Source organism: Enterobacter cloacae complex sp. S1 (assembly GCF_014930525.1).
GTDB lineage: Bacteria > Pseudomonadota > Gammaproteobacteria > Enterobacterales > Enterobacteriaceae > Enterobacter > Enterobacter hormaechei_C.
This window is the reverse complement of sequence record NZ_JADBRE010000039.1, coordinates 1-13190: the sequence shown is the minus strand read 5'-3', so window position 1 is coordinate 13190 and position 13190 is coordinate 1. Positions and strand designations below refer to the sequence as shown.

Annotated in this window: 16 protein-coding genes; 10 read left to right on the top strand and 6 right to left on the bottom strand. The window is 56.4% G+C overall.

Annotation, left to right across the window (positions count from 1 at the left end):
* Positions 1-63 precede the first annotated feature (63 nt).
* Complete coding sequence (locus IM290_RS20265) at positions 64-459, top strand: lysozyme inhibitor LprI family protein (protein WP_017384770.1); 396 nt, start codon at positions 64-66, stop codon at positions 457-459.
* Here the strand turns inward: IM290_RS20265 and rutR are convergent.
* Positions 456-1094, bottom strand: a complete 639-nt coding sequence (gene rutR / locus IM290_RS20260; RefSeq protein WP_003858090.1) for an HTH-type transcriptional regulator RutR — start codon at positions 1092-1094, stop codon at positions 456-458. The genes IM290_RS20265 and rutR overlap by 4 nt on opposite strands.
* Before the next feature lie 245 nt (positions 1095-1339).
* Between rutR and rutA the strand changes: the two genes are divergently transcribed.
* From rutA to rutG, 7 genes are read left to right on the top strand one after another with little or no spacing between them, the layout of a single operon-like run.
* On the top strand, positions 1340-2431 hold the full coding sequence (gene rutA / locus IM290_RS20255) for a pyrimidine utilization protein A (RefSeq protein WP_003858092.1): 1092 nt from the start codon (positions 1340-1342) through the stop codon (positions 2429-2431).
* Positions 2431-3120 (top strand): pyrimidine utilization protein B, encoded by a 690-nt coding sequence (gene rutB, locus IM290_RS20250; RefSeq protein WP_032653188.1) that lies wholly within the window; start codon positions 2431-2433, stop codon positions 3118-3120. The genes rutA and rutB overlap by 1 nt, the downstream gene beginning before the upstream one ends.
* A gap of 11 nt (positions 3121-3131) precedes the next feature.
* Positions 3132-3518, top strand: a complete 387-nt coding sequence (gene rutC, locus IM290_RS20245) for a pyrimidine utilization protein C (protein WP_015570870.1) — start codon at positions 3132-3134, stop codon at positions 3516-3518.
* Positions 3519-3525: 7 nt separating this feature from the next.
* Positions 3526-4326 (top strand): pyrimidine utilization protein D, encoded by an 801-nt coding sequence (rutD, locus tag IM290_RS20240; RefSeq protein ID WP_193042529.1) that lies wholly within the window; start codon positions 3526-3528, stop codon positions 4324-4326.
* 9 nt (positions 4327-4335) lie between these two features.
* Entirely contained in the window at positions 4336-4926 is a 591-nt protein-coding gene (locus IM290_RS20235; RefSeq protein WP_017693662.1) for a malonic semialdehyde reductase, read from the top strand.
* A 12-nt stretch (positions 4927-4938) separates the two neighbouring features.
* Positions 4939-5430 (top strand): NADH-dependent FMN reductase RutF, encoded by a 492-nt coding sequence (gene rutF / locus IM290_RS20230; RefSeq protein ID WP_015570873.1) that lies wholly within the window; start codon positions 4939-4941, stop codon positions 5428-5430.
* Positions 5431-5451: 21 nt separating this feature from the next.
* A complete protein-coding gene (gene rutG / locus IM290_RS20225; RefSeq protein ID WP_193042530.1) occupies positions 5452-6774 on the top strand; it encodes a pyrimidine utilization transport protein G in 1323 nt (440 codons plus the stop codon).
* 110 nt (positions 6775-6884) lie between these two features.
* On the opposite strand, the gene IM290_RS20220 is transcribed toward rutG, so the two are convergent.
* Both IM290_RS20220 and IM290_RS20215 read right to left on the bottom strand, forming a co-directional pair.
* The gene (locus tag IM290_RS20220) at positions 6885-7805 is read right to left on the bottom strand and encodes a DMT family transporter (protein WP_023296284.1); all 921 of its coding nucleotides are present in this window, start codon (positions 7803-7805) and stop codon (positions 6885-6887) included.
* A 116-nt stretch (positions 7806-7921) separates the two neighbouring features.
* The gene (locus IM290_RS20215; protein WP_001273664.1) at positions 7922-8092 is read right to left on the bottom strand and encodes a general stress protein; all 171 of its coding nucleotides are present in this window, start codon (positions 8090-8092) and stop codon (positions 7922-7924) included.
* Between the two features lie 390 nt (positions 8093-8482).
* Between IM290_RS20215 and wrbA the strand changes: the two genes are divergently transcribed.
* Together wrbA and IM290_RS20205 are read left to right on the top strand one after the other, a co-directional pair.
* The gene (gene wrbA, locus IM290_RS20210) at positions 8483-9079 is read left to right on the top strand and encodes an NAD(P)H:quinone oxidoreductase (RefSeq protein WP_006809323.1); all 597 of its coding nucleotides are present in this window, start codon (positions 8483-8485) and stop codon (positions 9077-9079) included.
* Positions 9080-9097: 18 nt separating this feature from the next.
* Positions 9098-9325, top strand: coding sequence for a YccJ family protein (locus tag IM290_RS20205; protein ID WP_006809324.1), 228 nt, complete (start codon positions 9098-9100; stop codon positions 9323-9325).
* 477 nt (positions 9326-9802) lie between these two features.
* On the opposite strand, the gene IM290_RS20200 is transcribed toward IM290_RS20205, so the two are convergent.
* The 3 genes from IM290_RS20200 to IM290_RS20190 form a co-directional block, all read right to left on the bottom strand.
* Entirely contained in the window at positions 9803-10234 is a 432-nt protein-coding gene (locus IM290_RS20200; protein WP_050597034.1) for a DUF6201 family protein, read from the bottom strand.
* On the bottom strand, positions 10231-11112 hold the full coding sequence (locus IM290_RS20195) for a DUF6402 family protein (protein WP_193042531.1): 882 nt from the start codon (positions 11110-11112) through the stop codon (positions 10231-10233). Before IM290_RS20195 ends, IM290_RS20200 begins: the two co-directional genes overlap by 4 nt.
* The coding region (locus tag IM290_RS20190; protein ID WP_193354494.1) for a type VI secretion system Vgr family protein at positions 11112-13190 on the bottom strand (2079 nt) is incomplete at its 5' end. The genes IM290_RS20195 and IM290_RS20190, both read right to left, overlap by 1 nt.

The window sequence follows — 13190 nt, the reverse complement described above, 5'->3', positions numbered from 1 at the left end:
GGGCTACAAAACAGCCCAGGCCGGATAAGCACAGCGTATCCGGCTTTTTACATGGAGGGGATGATGAAAAGAGTATTTCTCGCAGGTGCAGCCCTGCTCATGAGCGCCAGCGCGCTGGCCGACGAGTGCGATAACGCGACCACCCAGCTTGAACTGAACACCTGTAGCGCGCAGCAGTACCAGGCCGCCGATAAAAAGCTCAACGAGACGTATCAGGCCGCCATCAAACGTGCGGCAGCGCCTCAGCGCGATCTCCTGAAAAAGGCGCAGCAGGCGTGGATTAGCCTGCGCGACGCGGACTGTGCGTTTATCGGTTCGGGTACGGAAGGCGGGAGCGTTCAGCCAATGATTGTGAACCAGTGTCTGGCGGAGAAAACCGCGGAGCGCGAAGCGTTTCTGGCCACGCTGATGCAGTGTGAAGAGGGCGACTTAAGCTGTCCTCTTCCGCCGGGAAACTAGCGCACGCGGATCCCTTCGATAATCATCCGCTGTACGTTTTCCAGGGTGCTCTGGAAAAACGCCTCGTCCTGGAGCGTTTTACCGGTCACCGCCTCGACCTGGGCCGCGAAGTCAGCGTAGTGCTGGGTTGAGGCCCAAATCATGAAGATCAGATGATGCGGATCGACGGGCGCCAGTTTTCCGCTGGCGACCCATCCGGCAATAATGGCCGATTTATCGTCCACCAGCTGCTTTAGATCTCCCGTCAGCTCCGCCTGCAACAGCGGCGCGCCCTGCAACATCTCCAGGCAGAACAGCCTTGATGCCTGCGGGTAATCACGCGATACCTCCAGCTTCAGGCGTATGTACTCCTCTATCGCCACCAGCGGGGCCAGCTCTTCGCGAAACGCCTTGAGAGGTGCCAGCCAGATATCGAGGATCTGCTGCATCACCGCGATATAGAGCGCCTCTTTTGACGGGTAGTAGTAGAGCAGATTGGTTTTGGATACCCCGGCCTGCTCCGCCACCTGCTCAAGGCGCGTACCGTGAATACCAAACTGCGAAAATGTCTCCAGCGCAGCGCTGAGGATCGCCTGTTTCTTGGCGCTCACCGCCTGCGAACGTTTACCGGGTGTTTTCACTGCGCCTTGTGTCATTTTCGCTCTCCATTTTCTGTCCTGCGCTCAGCATAGCAAAACCCCCGTCTCGCCACGACCTTCTGCACCCTCAGCGCGCATGAGTGCCTGTTTTCTGTGCAATGATTTTGACCATCCAGTCCACATTTTCGCTGTTAATTTTAACAACCATCATTTAACACATTAATAACAAAGTGATTTTCAAAACTGGCACTGCCTTTGCAAAAACATCGTGACACCTGCGACGTAATGAAGAGAGGTTCGTGATGAAAATTGGCGTATTTGTACCGATCGGCAACAACGGCTGGCTTATCTCGACCACTGCCCCGCAATACATGCCGACCTTTGAGCTGAATAAAGCCATCGTGCAGAAAGCGGAGCACTACCACTTCGACTTTGCGCTCTCGATGATCAAGCTGCGCGGTTTCGGCGGTAAGACCGAATTCTGGGACCACAACCTGGAGTCTTTCACCCTGATGGCGGGCCTGGCGGCGGTAACCTCGCGCATCCAGATTTACGCCACCGCCGCCACCCTTACCCTTCCCCCGGCAATCGTGGCGCGGATGGCCTCCACCATCGACTCCATCTCCGGCGGGCGCTTTGGCGTTAACCTGGTCACCGGCTGGCAAAAGCCGGAGTACGAGCAGATGGGAATCTGGCCGGGGGACGATTACTTTTCCCGTCGCTACGACTACCTGACCGAATATGTGCAGGTGCTGCGCGATCTGTGGGGCACCGGCAAAAGCGATTTCAAAGGCGACTTCTTCACCATGAACGACTGCCGCGTCAGCCCACAGCCGTCGGTGCCGATGAAGGTTATCTGCGCCGGGCAGAGCGACGCGGGAATGGAATTCTCGGCGAAATACGCCGACTTTAACTTCTGCTTCGGCAAAGGCGTTAACACCCCTGCCGCCTTCGCGCCCACCGCGGCACGCATGAAAGCGGCGGCCGACAAAACCGGGCGCGACGTGGGTTCCTACGTGCTGTTTATGGTGATTGCCGACGAAACCGATGACGCCGCGCGCGCCAAATGGGAACGATACAAGGACGGCGCGGATGACGAAGCGCTGAGCTGGCTTACCGAGCAGAGCCAGAAGGATACCCGCTCCGGCGCGGACACCAACGTTCGCCAGATGGCCGACCCGACGTCTGCCGTCAATATCAACATGGGCACCCTGGTTGGCTCGTATGCCAGCGTCGCCAGAATGCTCGACGAAGTGGCTGCCGTGCCCGGCGCCGAAGGCGTGCTGCTGACCTTCGATGATTTTCTCACCGGCGTGGAAACTTTCGGCGAGCGCATTCAGCCGCTGATGCAGTGCCGCGCCCACATCCCTGCCGTGACGAAGGAGGTGGCGTAATGACGACCCTCAACGCTCGCCCGGAAACCATTACCTTTGACGCGCAGCGCAGCGCGCTGATCGTGGTGGATATGCAAAACGCCTATGCCAGTAAAGGCGGGTATCTGGATCTGGCCGGGTTTGACGTCTCCACCACGCAGCCGGTGATTGAGAACATCAAAACCGCCGTGAGCGCCGCGCGTGCTGCGGGCATGCTGATCGTCTGGTTCCAGAACGGCTGGGACGACCAGTACGTCGAGGCTGGCGGTCCCGGCTCACCCAACTTTCACAAATCCAACGCCCTGAAAACCATGCGCCAACGGCCCGAACTCCAGGGCACGCTGCTGGCGAAAGGCGGCTGGGATTATCAGCTGGTGGATGAGCTGGTACCGGAGGCCGGCGATATCGTGCTGCCGAAACCGCGCTACAGCGGCTTTTTCAATACCCCGCTCGACAGCCTGCTGCGCAGCCGGGGCATTCGTCATCTGGTGTTCACCGGCATCGCCACCAACGTGTGCGTGGAGTCGACCCTGCGCGACGGCTTTTTCCTCGAGTATTTTGGGGTGGTACTGGAGGATGCCACCCATCAGGCCGGGCCGGATTTTGCCCAGAAAGCCGCCCTGTTCAATATCGAAACCTTTTTTGGCTGGGTCAGTAACGTCAATGATTTCTGCGACGCGCTGGATCCCCCGCTCGCCCGCATCGCCTGAGGAGAACCACTATGCCGAAATCCGTGATTATTCCGCCGGGCACCAGCACCCCGATTGCCCCGTTTGTCCCCGGCACCCTCGCCGACGGCGTGGTGTATGTCTCGGGCACGCTGCCGTTTGATAAAGACAACAACGTGGTGTTTATCGATGACCCAAAGGCGCAAACCCGCCACGTGCTGGAGACGATCAAAACCGTGATCGAAACGGCGGGTGGCACTATGGAGGACGTGACCTTCAACAGCATCTTTATCACCGACTGGAAAAACTACGCCGCGATTAACGAGATTTACGCGGAGTTTTTCCCCGGCGATAAACCGGCGCGGTTTTGCATCCAGTGCGGGCTGGTAAAGCCCGAAGCGCTGGTTGAAATTGCCACCGTTGCGCACATCGCGAAGTGAGGCGGCCATGAAACTGTCCATTTCACCGCCCCCCTTTGCGGGCGCGCCCGTGGTGGTACTGATTGCCGGGCTCGGCGGCAGCGGCAGCTACTGGCTGCCCCAGCTCGCCGTGCTGGGGCAGGAGTATCAGGTGGTGTGCTACGACCAGCGGGGCACGGGGAATAACCCGGATACCCTGCCGGAAGACTACACCCTCGCACACATGGCCGACGAGCTTGCGCTGGCGTTAGCCGAGGCCGGGATCGCCCGTTACTGCGTGGTCGGCCACGCGCTGGGGGCGCTGGTCGGCCTGCGGCTGGCCATCGATAAGCCCGACGCCCTCACCGCGCTGGTCTGCGTCAACGGCTGGCTGACCCTCAATGCCCATACCCGCCGCTGTTTTGACGTTCGCGAACGTCTGCTGCATGCGGGCGGCGCGCAGGCGTGGGTAGAGGCACAGCCGTTGTTCCTCTACCCGGCAGACTGGATGGCCGCCCGCGCCCCGCGGCTGGAGGCCGAGCACGCGCTGGCGCTGGCCCATTTTCAGGGCAAAGCCAATCTGCTGCGCAGGCTGCATGCCCTGAAACAGGCCGATTTCAGCCGCCACGCTGCACGCGTTCGCTGCCCCGTACAGATTATCTGTTCCACCGACGATCTGCTGGTGCCGTCCGTCTGCTCCGCTGAACTGCACGCCGCCCTCCCGCACGCCCGCAAAACGGTCATGCGCCAGGGCGGGCATGCCTGCAATGTGACCGCGCCGGACATCTTTAACACTCTGCTGCTGAACGGGCTTGCCAGCCTGCTGCACATCCCAGAACCCGCTTTGTAAGGAGCTTGAATGAGCGAAGCCATCACGCCCGCCGCGCTGGAAACGCTGTTTACCGGCGCACGTACCCATAACGGCTGGCTGGATATACCGGTCAGTGACGAGACGCTGCGCGAGATTTATGACCTGATGAAATGGGGGCCGACGTCCGCCAACTGCTCCCCGGCGCGCATTGTGTTTGTGCGAAGCCCGGAAGGAAAAGAGAAGCTGCGCCCGGCGCTCTCCAGCGGCAACCTTGAGAAAACGCTCACTGCCCCGGTCACGGCGATTGTCGCCTGGGACAGCGAGTTTTATGAGCGCCTGCCTGAACTGTTCCCGCACGGCGATGCCAGAAGCTGGTTTACCTCCAGCCCCGCGCTGGCGGAAGAGACCGCCTTTCGCAACAGCTCAATGCAGGCCGCGTACCTGATTTTCGCCTGCCGCGCGCTCGGGCTGGACACCGGGCCGATGTCGGGTTTTGACCGGGAAAAAGTGGACGCGGCCTTTTTCACGGGCACGCTACTCAAAAGCAATCTGCTGATTAACATCGGCTATGGCGATACGACCAAACTGTATGGACGCCTGCCGCGTCTGGCCTTTGACGATGCCTGCGGGCTGGCGTAAGGAGCGAACGTGATGACACCGGATAAACAAACCTTTCGCGACGCTATGGCCTGCGTCGGCGCAGCGGTCAATATCATTACCACCGACGGCCCGGCAGGCCTGGCGGGCTTCACCGCCAGCGCGGTATGCAGCGTCACGGATTCCCCGCCTACCCTGCTGGTGTGCCTGAACCGCGGCGCGTCGGTCTGGCCGATTTTCAGCGAGAACCGCACCCTGTGCGTTAACACGCTGAGTGCCGGACAGGAGCCTTTATCCAACCTGTTTGGCGGGAAAACGCCGATGGCGGACCGCTTTGCCGCTGCCCGCTGGCAGACAGGCGACACGGGCTGCCCGCGTCTGGAAAATGCGCTGGCCTCGTTCGACTGCCGCATCAGCCAGGTGGTGAGCGTTGGCACTCACGACATTCTGTTTTGCGACATCGTATCCATCGTACGCCACCCGGCGCCGCAAGGGCTGGTGTGGTTCGACCGCGGCTATCACGCACTTATGCGACCCGCCTGTTAATCCGCATTCAGGAGACAGATCATGTTCGGACTTCCCCACTGGCAGTTGAAATCGACCTCTACAGAAGCAGGCGTGGTCGCGCCAGATGAAAGGCTCCCGCTCGGGCAGACCATGGTGATGGGCGTGCAGCATGCGGTCGCGATGTTTGGTGCGACGGTGCTGATGCCCATGCTGATGGGGCTGGATCCTAACCTCGCCATTTTGATGTCGGGTATGGGTACCCTGCTGTTCTTTTTTGTCACTGGCGGGCGTGTGCCCGGCTATCTGGGCTCCAGCGCCGCCTTCGTGGGGGTGGTCATTGCAGCGACCGGGTTTAACGGTCAGGGTATTAACCCCAACCTGAGCGTGGCCCTCGGCGGCATTATCGCCTGTGGGCTGGTCTACACCCTGACCGGTCTGGTGGTGATGAAAGTCGGCACGCGCTGGATCGAGCGGATGATGCCCCCCGTCGTCACCGGGGCGGTGGTGATGGCGATAGGCCTGAACCTCGCGCCGATTGCGGTGAAGAGCGTTTCCGGCTCACCATTTGAAAGCTGGATGGCGGTGATAACGGTGCTGTGCATCGGCGTGGTGGCGGTCTTTACGCGCGGCATGATCCAACGGCTGCTGATCCTGGTCGGGCTGATTGCGGCCTGTCTGGTCTACGCGCTGCTGGCGAACGTGTTCGGTCTCGGCAAACCGGTTGATTTCACACTGATTCACCAGGCCGCCTGGTTCGGCCTGCCGCAGATGACCTCACCCACCTTTAACGCTCAGGCGATGATGCTCATCGCGCCTGTCGCGGTGATTCTGGTGGCTGAAAACCTGGGCCACCTGAAAGCCGTAGCGGGAATGACCGGGCGCAATATGGATCCGTATATGGGACGGGCGTTTGTGGGAGACGGTCTGGCGACCATGCTCTCCGGCTCGGTCGGCGGCAGCGGCGTGACGACCTACGCGGAAAACATCGGCGTGATGGCTGTGACCAAAGTCTACTCGACGCTGGTCTTCGTGGCGGCGGCGGTGATGGCGATGCTGCTCGGCTTTTCCCCGAAATTCGGCGCATTGATCCACACCATCCCGGCCCCCGTGATTGGCGGCGCCTCGATTGTGGTATTTGGTCTGATTGCCGTGGCAGGGGCACGTATCTGGGTGCAGAATCATGTTGATCTGAGCCAGAACGGTAACCTGATCATGGTGGCGGTAACGCTGGTGTTGGGGGCGGGTGATTTCGCCCTGACGCTGGGCGGATTTACGGTGGGCGGGATTGGCACGGCGACCTTCGGCGCGATCCTGCTCAATGCCCTGCTGAGCCGCCGGAAAAGGGATGTACCGCAAGGAAAAGCCATCACCCCCTCCACCTGAAATACGTGCCGCTTTCTTGCCGGGTGACGCTACGCTTACCCGGCCTACAATTGGCAAGTAGGCCCGCGCAAGCGAAGCGCCGCCGGGCTAAACGGGCAGGCTGCGCGTTATTAGCTATCTGCCCCTTGTTCAGCGCTCAATCCAGCAGTCGCCTTACGTCGTTTTTTTAACTTCAACTCGCTCACCAGCACCCCGGCGATAATAAACGCCGCGCCCACCAGCGCCAGCAGCGGCAGACGCTCCCCGGCGAGTCGCCCGAAAATACCCGCCCATACCGGTTCACCGGTATAAATGACCGTCGCCCGAGTCGGGGATACGCTGCGCTGCGCCCAGTTCATGGTGACCTGGATAATGGCGCTGAAAATGCCCAGCCCCAGCGCCACGACGATAAGCCCGGTAGACATCGGCGGGACGGACTCCCCTGCCGGCACCATCGTCGCGAACGCCACCAGCGACGCGGTGGCAAGCTGCACGACCGTCACCCGCTTGACGTCCACTTTTCCTGCCCAGGCGCTAATCAGGATAATTTCTGCCGCAATGGCGACGGCCCCCACCAGAGTGATGATCTCCCCCGGCCCCAGCGCCAGCAGATTATTTTCCGGCCCGGCTAATAAAATAAGGCCGATGAACGCCAGCACGATGCCAATGCACGACATCAGGCCCGGCATTCTGCCGAGGCACAGCCACTGCAACAGCGGCACCAGCGGTACGTACATGGCGGTGATGAAGGCGGATTTACTGCTGGAGATAGACTGGAGCCCCCACGTTTGCAGGCTGTAGCCCATGGCAATCGCCACACCAATGGCGACACCCGCCTTAAGCTCTCTCAGGGTCAATCCGCGCAGGGTTTTCAGCGAAATGAGCGCCACGGCAATCGCCGCGGTTGCAAAGCGCAGCCCCACAAAGAAAAACGGATCGCTCATCGTGACCGCGTACTGAACGGCAAGAAAGGTTCCGCCCCAGAACATGGTGATCAAAATCAGGATCGCTTCCTGAGGCTTAATGGAGAAGGTAAAACGGGAAACGGACATGGGACACCAGCACGAAGAATCAATCCTGTAGTGTGCGATGCCTTTGATGACAGTTCAATGTAGCAGACATAAAAAAACCGCCGGGAAACCCGGCGGCAGGGAGTTAACCCGGCGTACTACTTGTTGCTGCCGTGGCTATTTTTACCCCCTTTTTTACCAGCCTCTGATGCGCGCTGAGGGTCGTTTTTAAAGTTGCCCCCGCTAGACTGGCCACCTTTACGACCTGCTTCTGATGCTCTTTCACGGTCTTCAGCGAAATTACCTGAACCACCACGATGGTTTGCCATCTCTAACCTCCAGAGTGTGAAACATTAGACATCATATTGCATTCAGTAAAAGAGGATTCTTTCACCTCGCGGCTCAAGGACAGTGCCTTTATCTGTGCCGCGTGAAACTAAGCTTAGTGTAATGCGGCTATCCGGCAAGCGAGAGGTAATATTCTGCAACATGATCTCAGCCTTTCGTATGTAATATCGGTGAAGTCATTCATAAGCCATTCTTATATTTTGAAAATCCGCGCCGCGAAAGTTGTTTCATTTTGCTACAAGGCGCGTAACCAAAAGATATTGTTATATATCAAAGAAATGCCGTTCATTTTTGCAGTCTGGCTGTGATGTCATATCTTTAAAGGAACGCAGCGATCCGCTGTAAGAAAAACCAACGAGGAGTGATGCAAAATGGCAAAAGTTCTGGTGCTCTATTATTCCATGTATGGACACATTGAAACCATGGCTCACGCAGTAGCAGAAGGCGCAAACAGAGTAGACGGCGTTGAGGTCGTGGTTAAACGCGTACCGGAAACCATGCAGGCGGAAGCCTTCGCCAAAGCCGGGGGGAAAACACAAAACGCCCCGGTCGCCACCCCGCAGGAGCTCGCGGACTATGATGCCATTATCTTCGGCACCCCGACCCGCTTCGGCAATATGTCCGGCCAGATGCGCACCTTCCTCGACCAGACGGGCGGGCTCTGGGCCTCCGGCGCGTTATACGGCAAGCTGGCCAGCGTGTTCAGCTCTACCGGCACGGGCGGCGGCCAGGAGCAGACGATCACCTCCACCTGGACTACTCTTGCCCATCATGGGATGGTGATTGTGCCGATTGGCTACGGCGCGCAGGAACTGTTCGATGTTTCCCAGGTTCGTGGCGGGACACCGTATGGTGCGACCACCATTGCCGGTGGCGATGGTTCACGTCAGCCAAGCAATGAAGAACTTTCAATCGCCCGCTATCAGGGTGAATACGTCGCGGGTCTTGCCAAAAAACTGAACGGCTAACCCAACAGGAGGACAAGTATGCCAACTCAAGAATCCAAAGCTCACCACGTGGGCGAATGGGCAAGTTTACGCAATACCTCTCCGGAGATTGCCGAAGCCATCTTTGAAGTCGCCAATTATGACGAAAAGCTGGCTGAGCAGATTTGGGAAGAAGGCAACGATGAAGTGCTGGTTCGCGCCTTCGAAAAAACCGACAAAGACTCGCTGTTCTGGGGCGAGCAAACCATCGAACGTAAAAACGTCTGAACGTTCCCCCCGCCCGCGCGGGGGTCTCCTATACACTCATCCTCCAGCGCTATTGCCGGAGGATTTTTGCATCTTCCCCCGTTTGGTTCTTTCTGTTTGGTATTTGCTTAATTCTGATGTTTTGCTGCATATGGGCGGCTAAAGAGATGAAAATTATAATGTTCATCATTGAGTCACCAACTTCGGCAACAGCTATACATGCTGACAGGCCTCACCCGCAGCTCTTTGACGCCAGTACGTCGTCCTGAAGTACCGTATCGGTCTTGCGAAGCAAGGTCGGGTAATCAGCGGCATCTACCGCTTTGCGATCCCTGAGCAGCCAGACCTCACTATCAATTGCGGCCTGCGAGCAGGGTTAACACTAAATAGAGGCTTGTAGCAAATTCTTCGTAGAAAAGCAACCATTAATACTGCGATAAAAAAGCACTGAAAACTCGCTTCATCATAAAACAACCATCATTTTTGGGTTCTTACTATTCAATAAAAGAATGAGTAAAAAACACTCCACCATTTTTTCTTTTTTACGGGGATTGTGTAACCTTCGGTAAAATCATTCACCCCGTTAAGATATAATGACTTATCTTCTCCATCAGTATCATCAGGGAAAAGTATATCATTTCCAAAAATAGTATATTGGTCTGTAAACCAAAATGGTGAACTTTGGCCTAAATAATTATTATCCGCATCATACAGTACCAAAAAAACATCACCTTCGAAAGCCCATTGAAAAAAAGATACTGGGGTAGTGGGCAGGACATAATAAGCCACAATTTTGTATTTTCCATCTTCACTAATTTTTTCGTGTGTTTTGTTGAAATCTCCAGTGAAGGCTGTTGGTGATAAAATCATCCACAATATAAAAAATGGTGTGAATAATAGACATAATTTCAACCTTTTCATTTTATTCATAGAATCACCAAACGGTCTTTATCTAATGGTGGCAGCCAAAGCAAATCAGAAAAAACTATATAGTCTCCACCAGTGTTATGTTTTTTTTGCCATTTCCTGAAGTCGGAATTAAACACTGGCACAAAGCCGGGAAATATTTCAACTAAAAGTCCAAATGCACCTGATCCGTAGGATGACATATACGAAAGTGTTTCCACTTTATTTAGAATTCGTTCTTTCCCCCAAATGCCTAATGACTCTGGTATATCGATACCAAATTTATGATTATCCAGAAAGTCGTATGTATCTTTAATATAAAACCCTAAAGACTCAATAGTCAGAGTAAGTATGTCATTAAGTAGATTGACTGTCCCACGGACGCATACTTTTAAATTACAATTACCAATTGCGCCATACCAATCATTTATCGTATCGAATTTATCGCCAATTATAAGAAAATTAGCCTGAGCTGTCGCATCTAATTCTTTCACATCATCTGAAAACCCAAACTTAATAGTTCCCCCTTCAGAGATATCTAACTTGGATATATGCCTTTTTAATATCTTTCGGCTATTTATGGTGTGCCACGTTGACCTAAGCTCATTAATACCATTTTTAACCTGGGGATACTGATTCGCCCATGCCATTTTCACAATGTTATCATTCACCTTAGATGGAGGGAGGCTTCTTGCATCGCAGTTTAAAAGTTCCGTTTTTGATTCTTTATTAAATGAGTAAGTTGGGAAAATACTGAACCAATGCTCCATTAATTTGGGTGCCATTTCCCAGCCCATCTTTCTCATTGCATTGGGAATCATATCAATGTGAAAGAAATCAACACTGACCTTCTTTTCCTGCTGCTCCTGCTCTTTTGTGGTTGTTGTTGATGAAACTGCCATTACCTTGTCCCCGCTCTGATCTGGAAAACATAGACCAGGTTTACGTTTTCTTCTGTATCTGAATTTACTACATGCGTCAGGGCTGAATCCGTTCTTCCTGCCGCTGTACCGGTAGGTGTCTGTAATTGATATGCAAACTCAATATTTTCAGATTCTGTTAAGGAATCCAGGACCCTGAAATACGCTGTATTTGGACCACATGATAAATTTGGTAATGGAGCGGGCATTTCAGTCGGACGCTGCTCCAGGGTAATGCTTCCCGCCGCCATCGTCCTTTTCACCTTTCGCAGGTACATTGCTGTCGTGCCGTATTCAACCTTCCCCGCCTCAAGTTTCAGGTAACTGCCGCCACCAATCAGCGTGATACCTTTTTTCCCGGCCAGAGAGATGTCACCCGCCGAGCTCATCGTCAGCTTCTTCTCCGCAAACAGCCGCAGGCTGGCATTCTGCGCCTGGCCTCCTACAGGCCCTTCCCCGGATTTCAGGCTCAGTTGTCCGGTGCGGGCAAACAGCCCCAGCTTCTCCCCGGTAAGCAGGGTCGCATTGCCCATTGTTCCGGCGCTGATATCGCCCCCGGCGTTAATGGCGACGTTTTTTGTGGCTGTCATTTGCAGATGCTCCCCGCTGGTCAGCGCCATCCCTTCCGGGGCGGACATCAGCAGCGCCTCATTGAAAGGCTTCAGCCGCTGCGCAAACATCGCTATCTGGCTGTCAACATCCGCCTTCAGTGCCTGAGCCTGCTCCGCAGCGATTTCCAGCTGCTGCAGTTGCTGGTTAAGCCGGTCGATTTCCTTCAGCGCAGCGCTCATATCCAGTGCGTCACCCTGCGCTTTCGCCTGCGCATCCGCGCTGACAAACAGTCCCTTGCCTGCTCTCAGGGTTCCCCGTTCGTCGGTGCGCAGCTCCATTCCCTGACCGCGACGTTGCCCCTGGCTGTCCACCAGATGCCCGCTGTTGAGCTGCGTCCTGCCGTACTCCGTGGCAAGTTTGATATGCTCCTCTCCGCGCTTATCCTCCATGCGCAGCTTGTTGTTTGCCGGGGTTCGCAGGATATTACGGGTATGGTTGTCGCGGGTGACGTGGTCCGGGTGCTCCGAGTCGTGCAGCGCATACGCAATGTACGGCAGGTCAATATCGCCGTTGCTGTACGCAATCGCCACTTCGGTCCCGTCGGTCAGTGGCGTATGCCAGCCGTACGTCTCCCCGGCATACGGTTTCGCCATCCGCAGCCACAGGTATGCGAATCCCTGTTCAGCATCGTCCCGGTCAAAGTCCAGCCTGACGCGGTAGCGTCCCTGGTCGTCCAGGTGGGCGTAGATATCGTTCTTTTCCCGGCTCTCAATGCGGGCCGGAAGCGTGCCGTGAATTTCCGGGCGCGGGATGTCCGCCGGGCGGAAACAGTAACGTTCGGTGTAAGGCATGCCCCACACCGATACGTGCAGGCGGGAATCCCGCGCTCCCCGGAAGGCCACCAGCGTGAGGATGGCCCCCTCTTTCAGGGCGGCAATGACATCGCCCTGCGGCTCCAGCACCTGACCAGGTGACAGTACGGAGGCGTTGCTGAACAGGTGGATACGGGCTGATTTATTGAGTTCCCGCTCGTGATGAAGCCGGGCATAAAATGCGCCGGACTCGGTTTCCGGCTCCGGGTCGCTGTCGTCGCCTGCTTCCCGGTACGGCGCGGCGTAGCGGTAGTGCTCACCCGTCGTCACCGCATTACTGCGCACGCTGACCGTCGCATCCATCGGCGTGGTGGCTGTCCGGTAGTTGTAATCCCGCGTGGCGACGGTGCCGGTGACTACCCTGTGCCAGGTCCGCACATCCCAGACTGACTCCGCCGCACCGTCAAACAGACCCGATGGCTCACGGTACGGCAGGCGCACGTCAAACCGGTAGTTAAGCTGGCTGTCGGCAAAAATGTACGTATCCAGACCGCGCACATCATCCATCTCCGTACGCCAGTAAATCCCCACCTCTGACAGAATGCGCTGGATAAACTGTAAATCCGTCTCCCGCCACTGGGTGATAAGTTCACGCGCCGGGTAGCTGCGCTCCAGACGAAACTCAAAGTCCGGCCC

Excerpts from the sequence above, each read along its gene's own strand:
- IM290_RS20265 (WP_017384770.1), top strand. The coding sequence starts at position 64 with ATGAAAAGAGTATTTCTCGCAGGTGCAGCCCTGCTCATGAGCGCCAGC.
- rutR (WP_003858090.1), bottom strand. The coding sequence starts at position 1,094 with ATGACACAAGGCGCAGTGAAAACACCCGGTAAACGTTCGCAGGCGGTG.
- rutA (WP_003858092.1), top strand. The coding sequence starts at position 1,340 with ATGAAAATTGGCGTATTTGTACCGATCGGCAACAACGGCTGGCTTATC.
- rutB (WP_032653188.1), top strand. The coding sequence starts at position 2,431 with ATGACGACCCTCAACGCTCGCCCGGAAACCATTACCTTTGACGCGCAG.
- rutC (WP_015570870.1), top strand. The coding sequence starts at position 3,132 with ATGCCGAAATCCGTGATTATTCCGCCGGGCACCAGCACCCCGATTGCC.
- rutD (WP_193042529.1), top strand. The coding sequence starts at position 3,526 with ATGAAACTGTCCATTTCACCGCCCCCCTTTGCGGGCGCGCCCGTGGTG.
- IM290_RS20235 (WP_017693662.1), top strand. The coding sequence starts at position 4,336 with ATGAGCGAAGCCATCACGCCCGCCGCGCTGGAAACGCTGTTTACCGGC.
- rutF (WP_015570873.1), top strand. The coding sequence starts at position 4,939 with ATGACACCGGATAAACAAACCTTTCGCGACGCTATGGCCTGCGTCGGC.
- rutG (WP_193042530.1), top strand. The coding sequence starts at position 5,452 with ATGTTCGGACTTCCCCACTGGCAGTTGAAATCGACCTCTACAGAAGCA.
- IM290_RS20220 (WP_023296284.1), bottom strand. The coding sequence starts at position 7,805 with ATGTCCGTTTCCCGTTTTACCTTCTCCATTAAGCCTCAGGAAGCGATC.
- IM290_RS20215 (WP_001273664.1), bottom strand. The coding sequence starts at position 8,092 with ATGGCAAACCATCGTGGTGGTTCAGGTAATTTCGCTGAAGACCGTGAA.
- wrbA (WP_006809323.1), top strand. The coding sequence starts at position 8,483 with ATGGCAAAAGTTCTGGTGCTCTATTATTCCATGTATGGACACATTGAA.
- IM290_RS20205 (WP_006809324.1), top strand. The coding sequence starts at position 9,098 with ATGCCAACTCAAGAATCCAAAGCTCACCACGTGGGCGAATGGGCAAGT.
- IM290_RS20200 (WP_050597034.1), bottom strand. The coding sequence starts at position 10,234 with ATGAATAAAATGAAAAGGTTGAAATTATGTCTATTATTCACACCATTT.
- IM290_RS20195 (WP_193042531.1), bottom strand. The coding sequence starts at position 11,112 with ATGGCAGTTTCATCAACAACAACCACAAAAGAGCAGGAGCAGCAGGAA.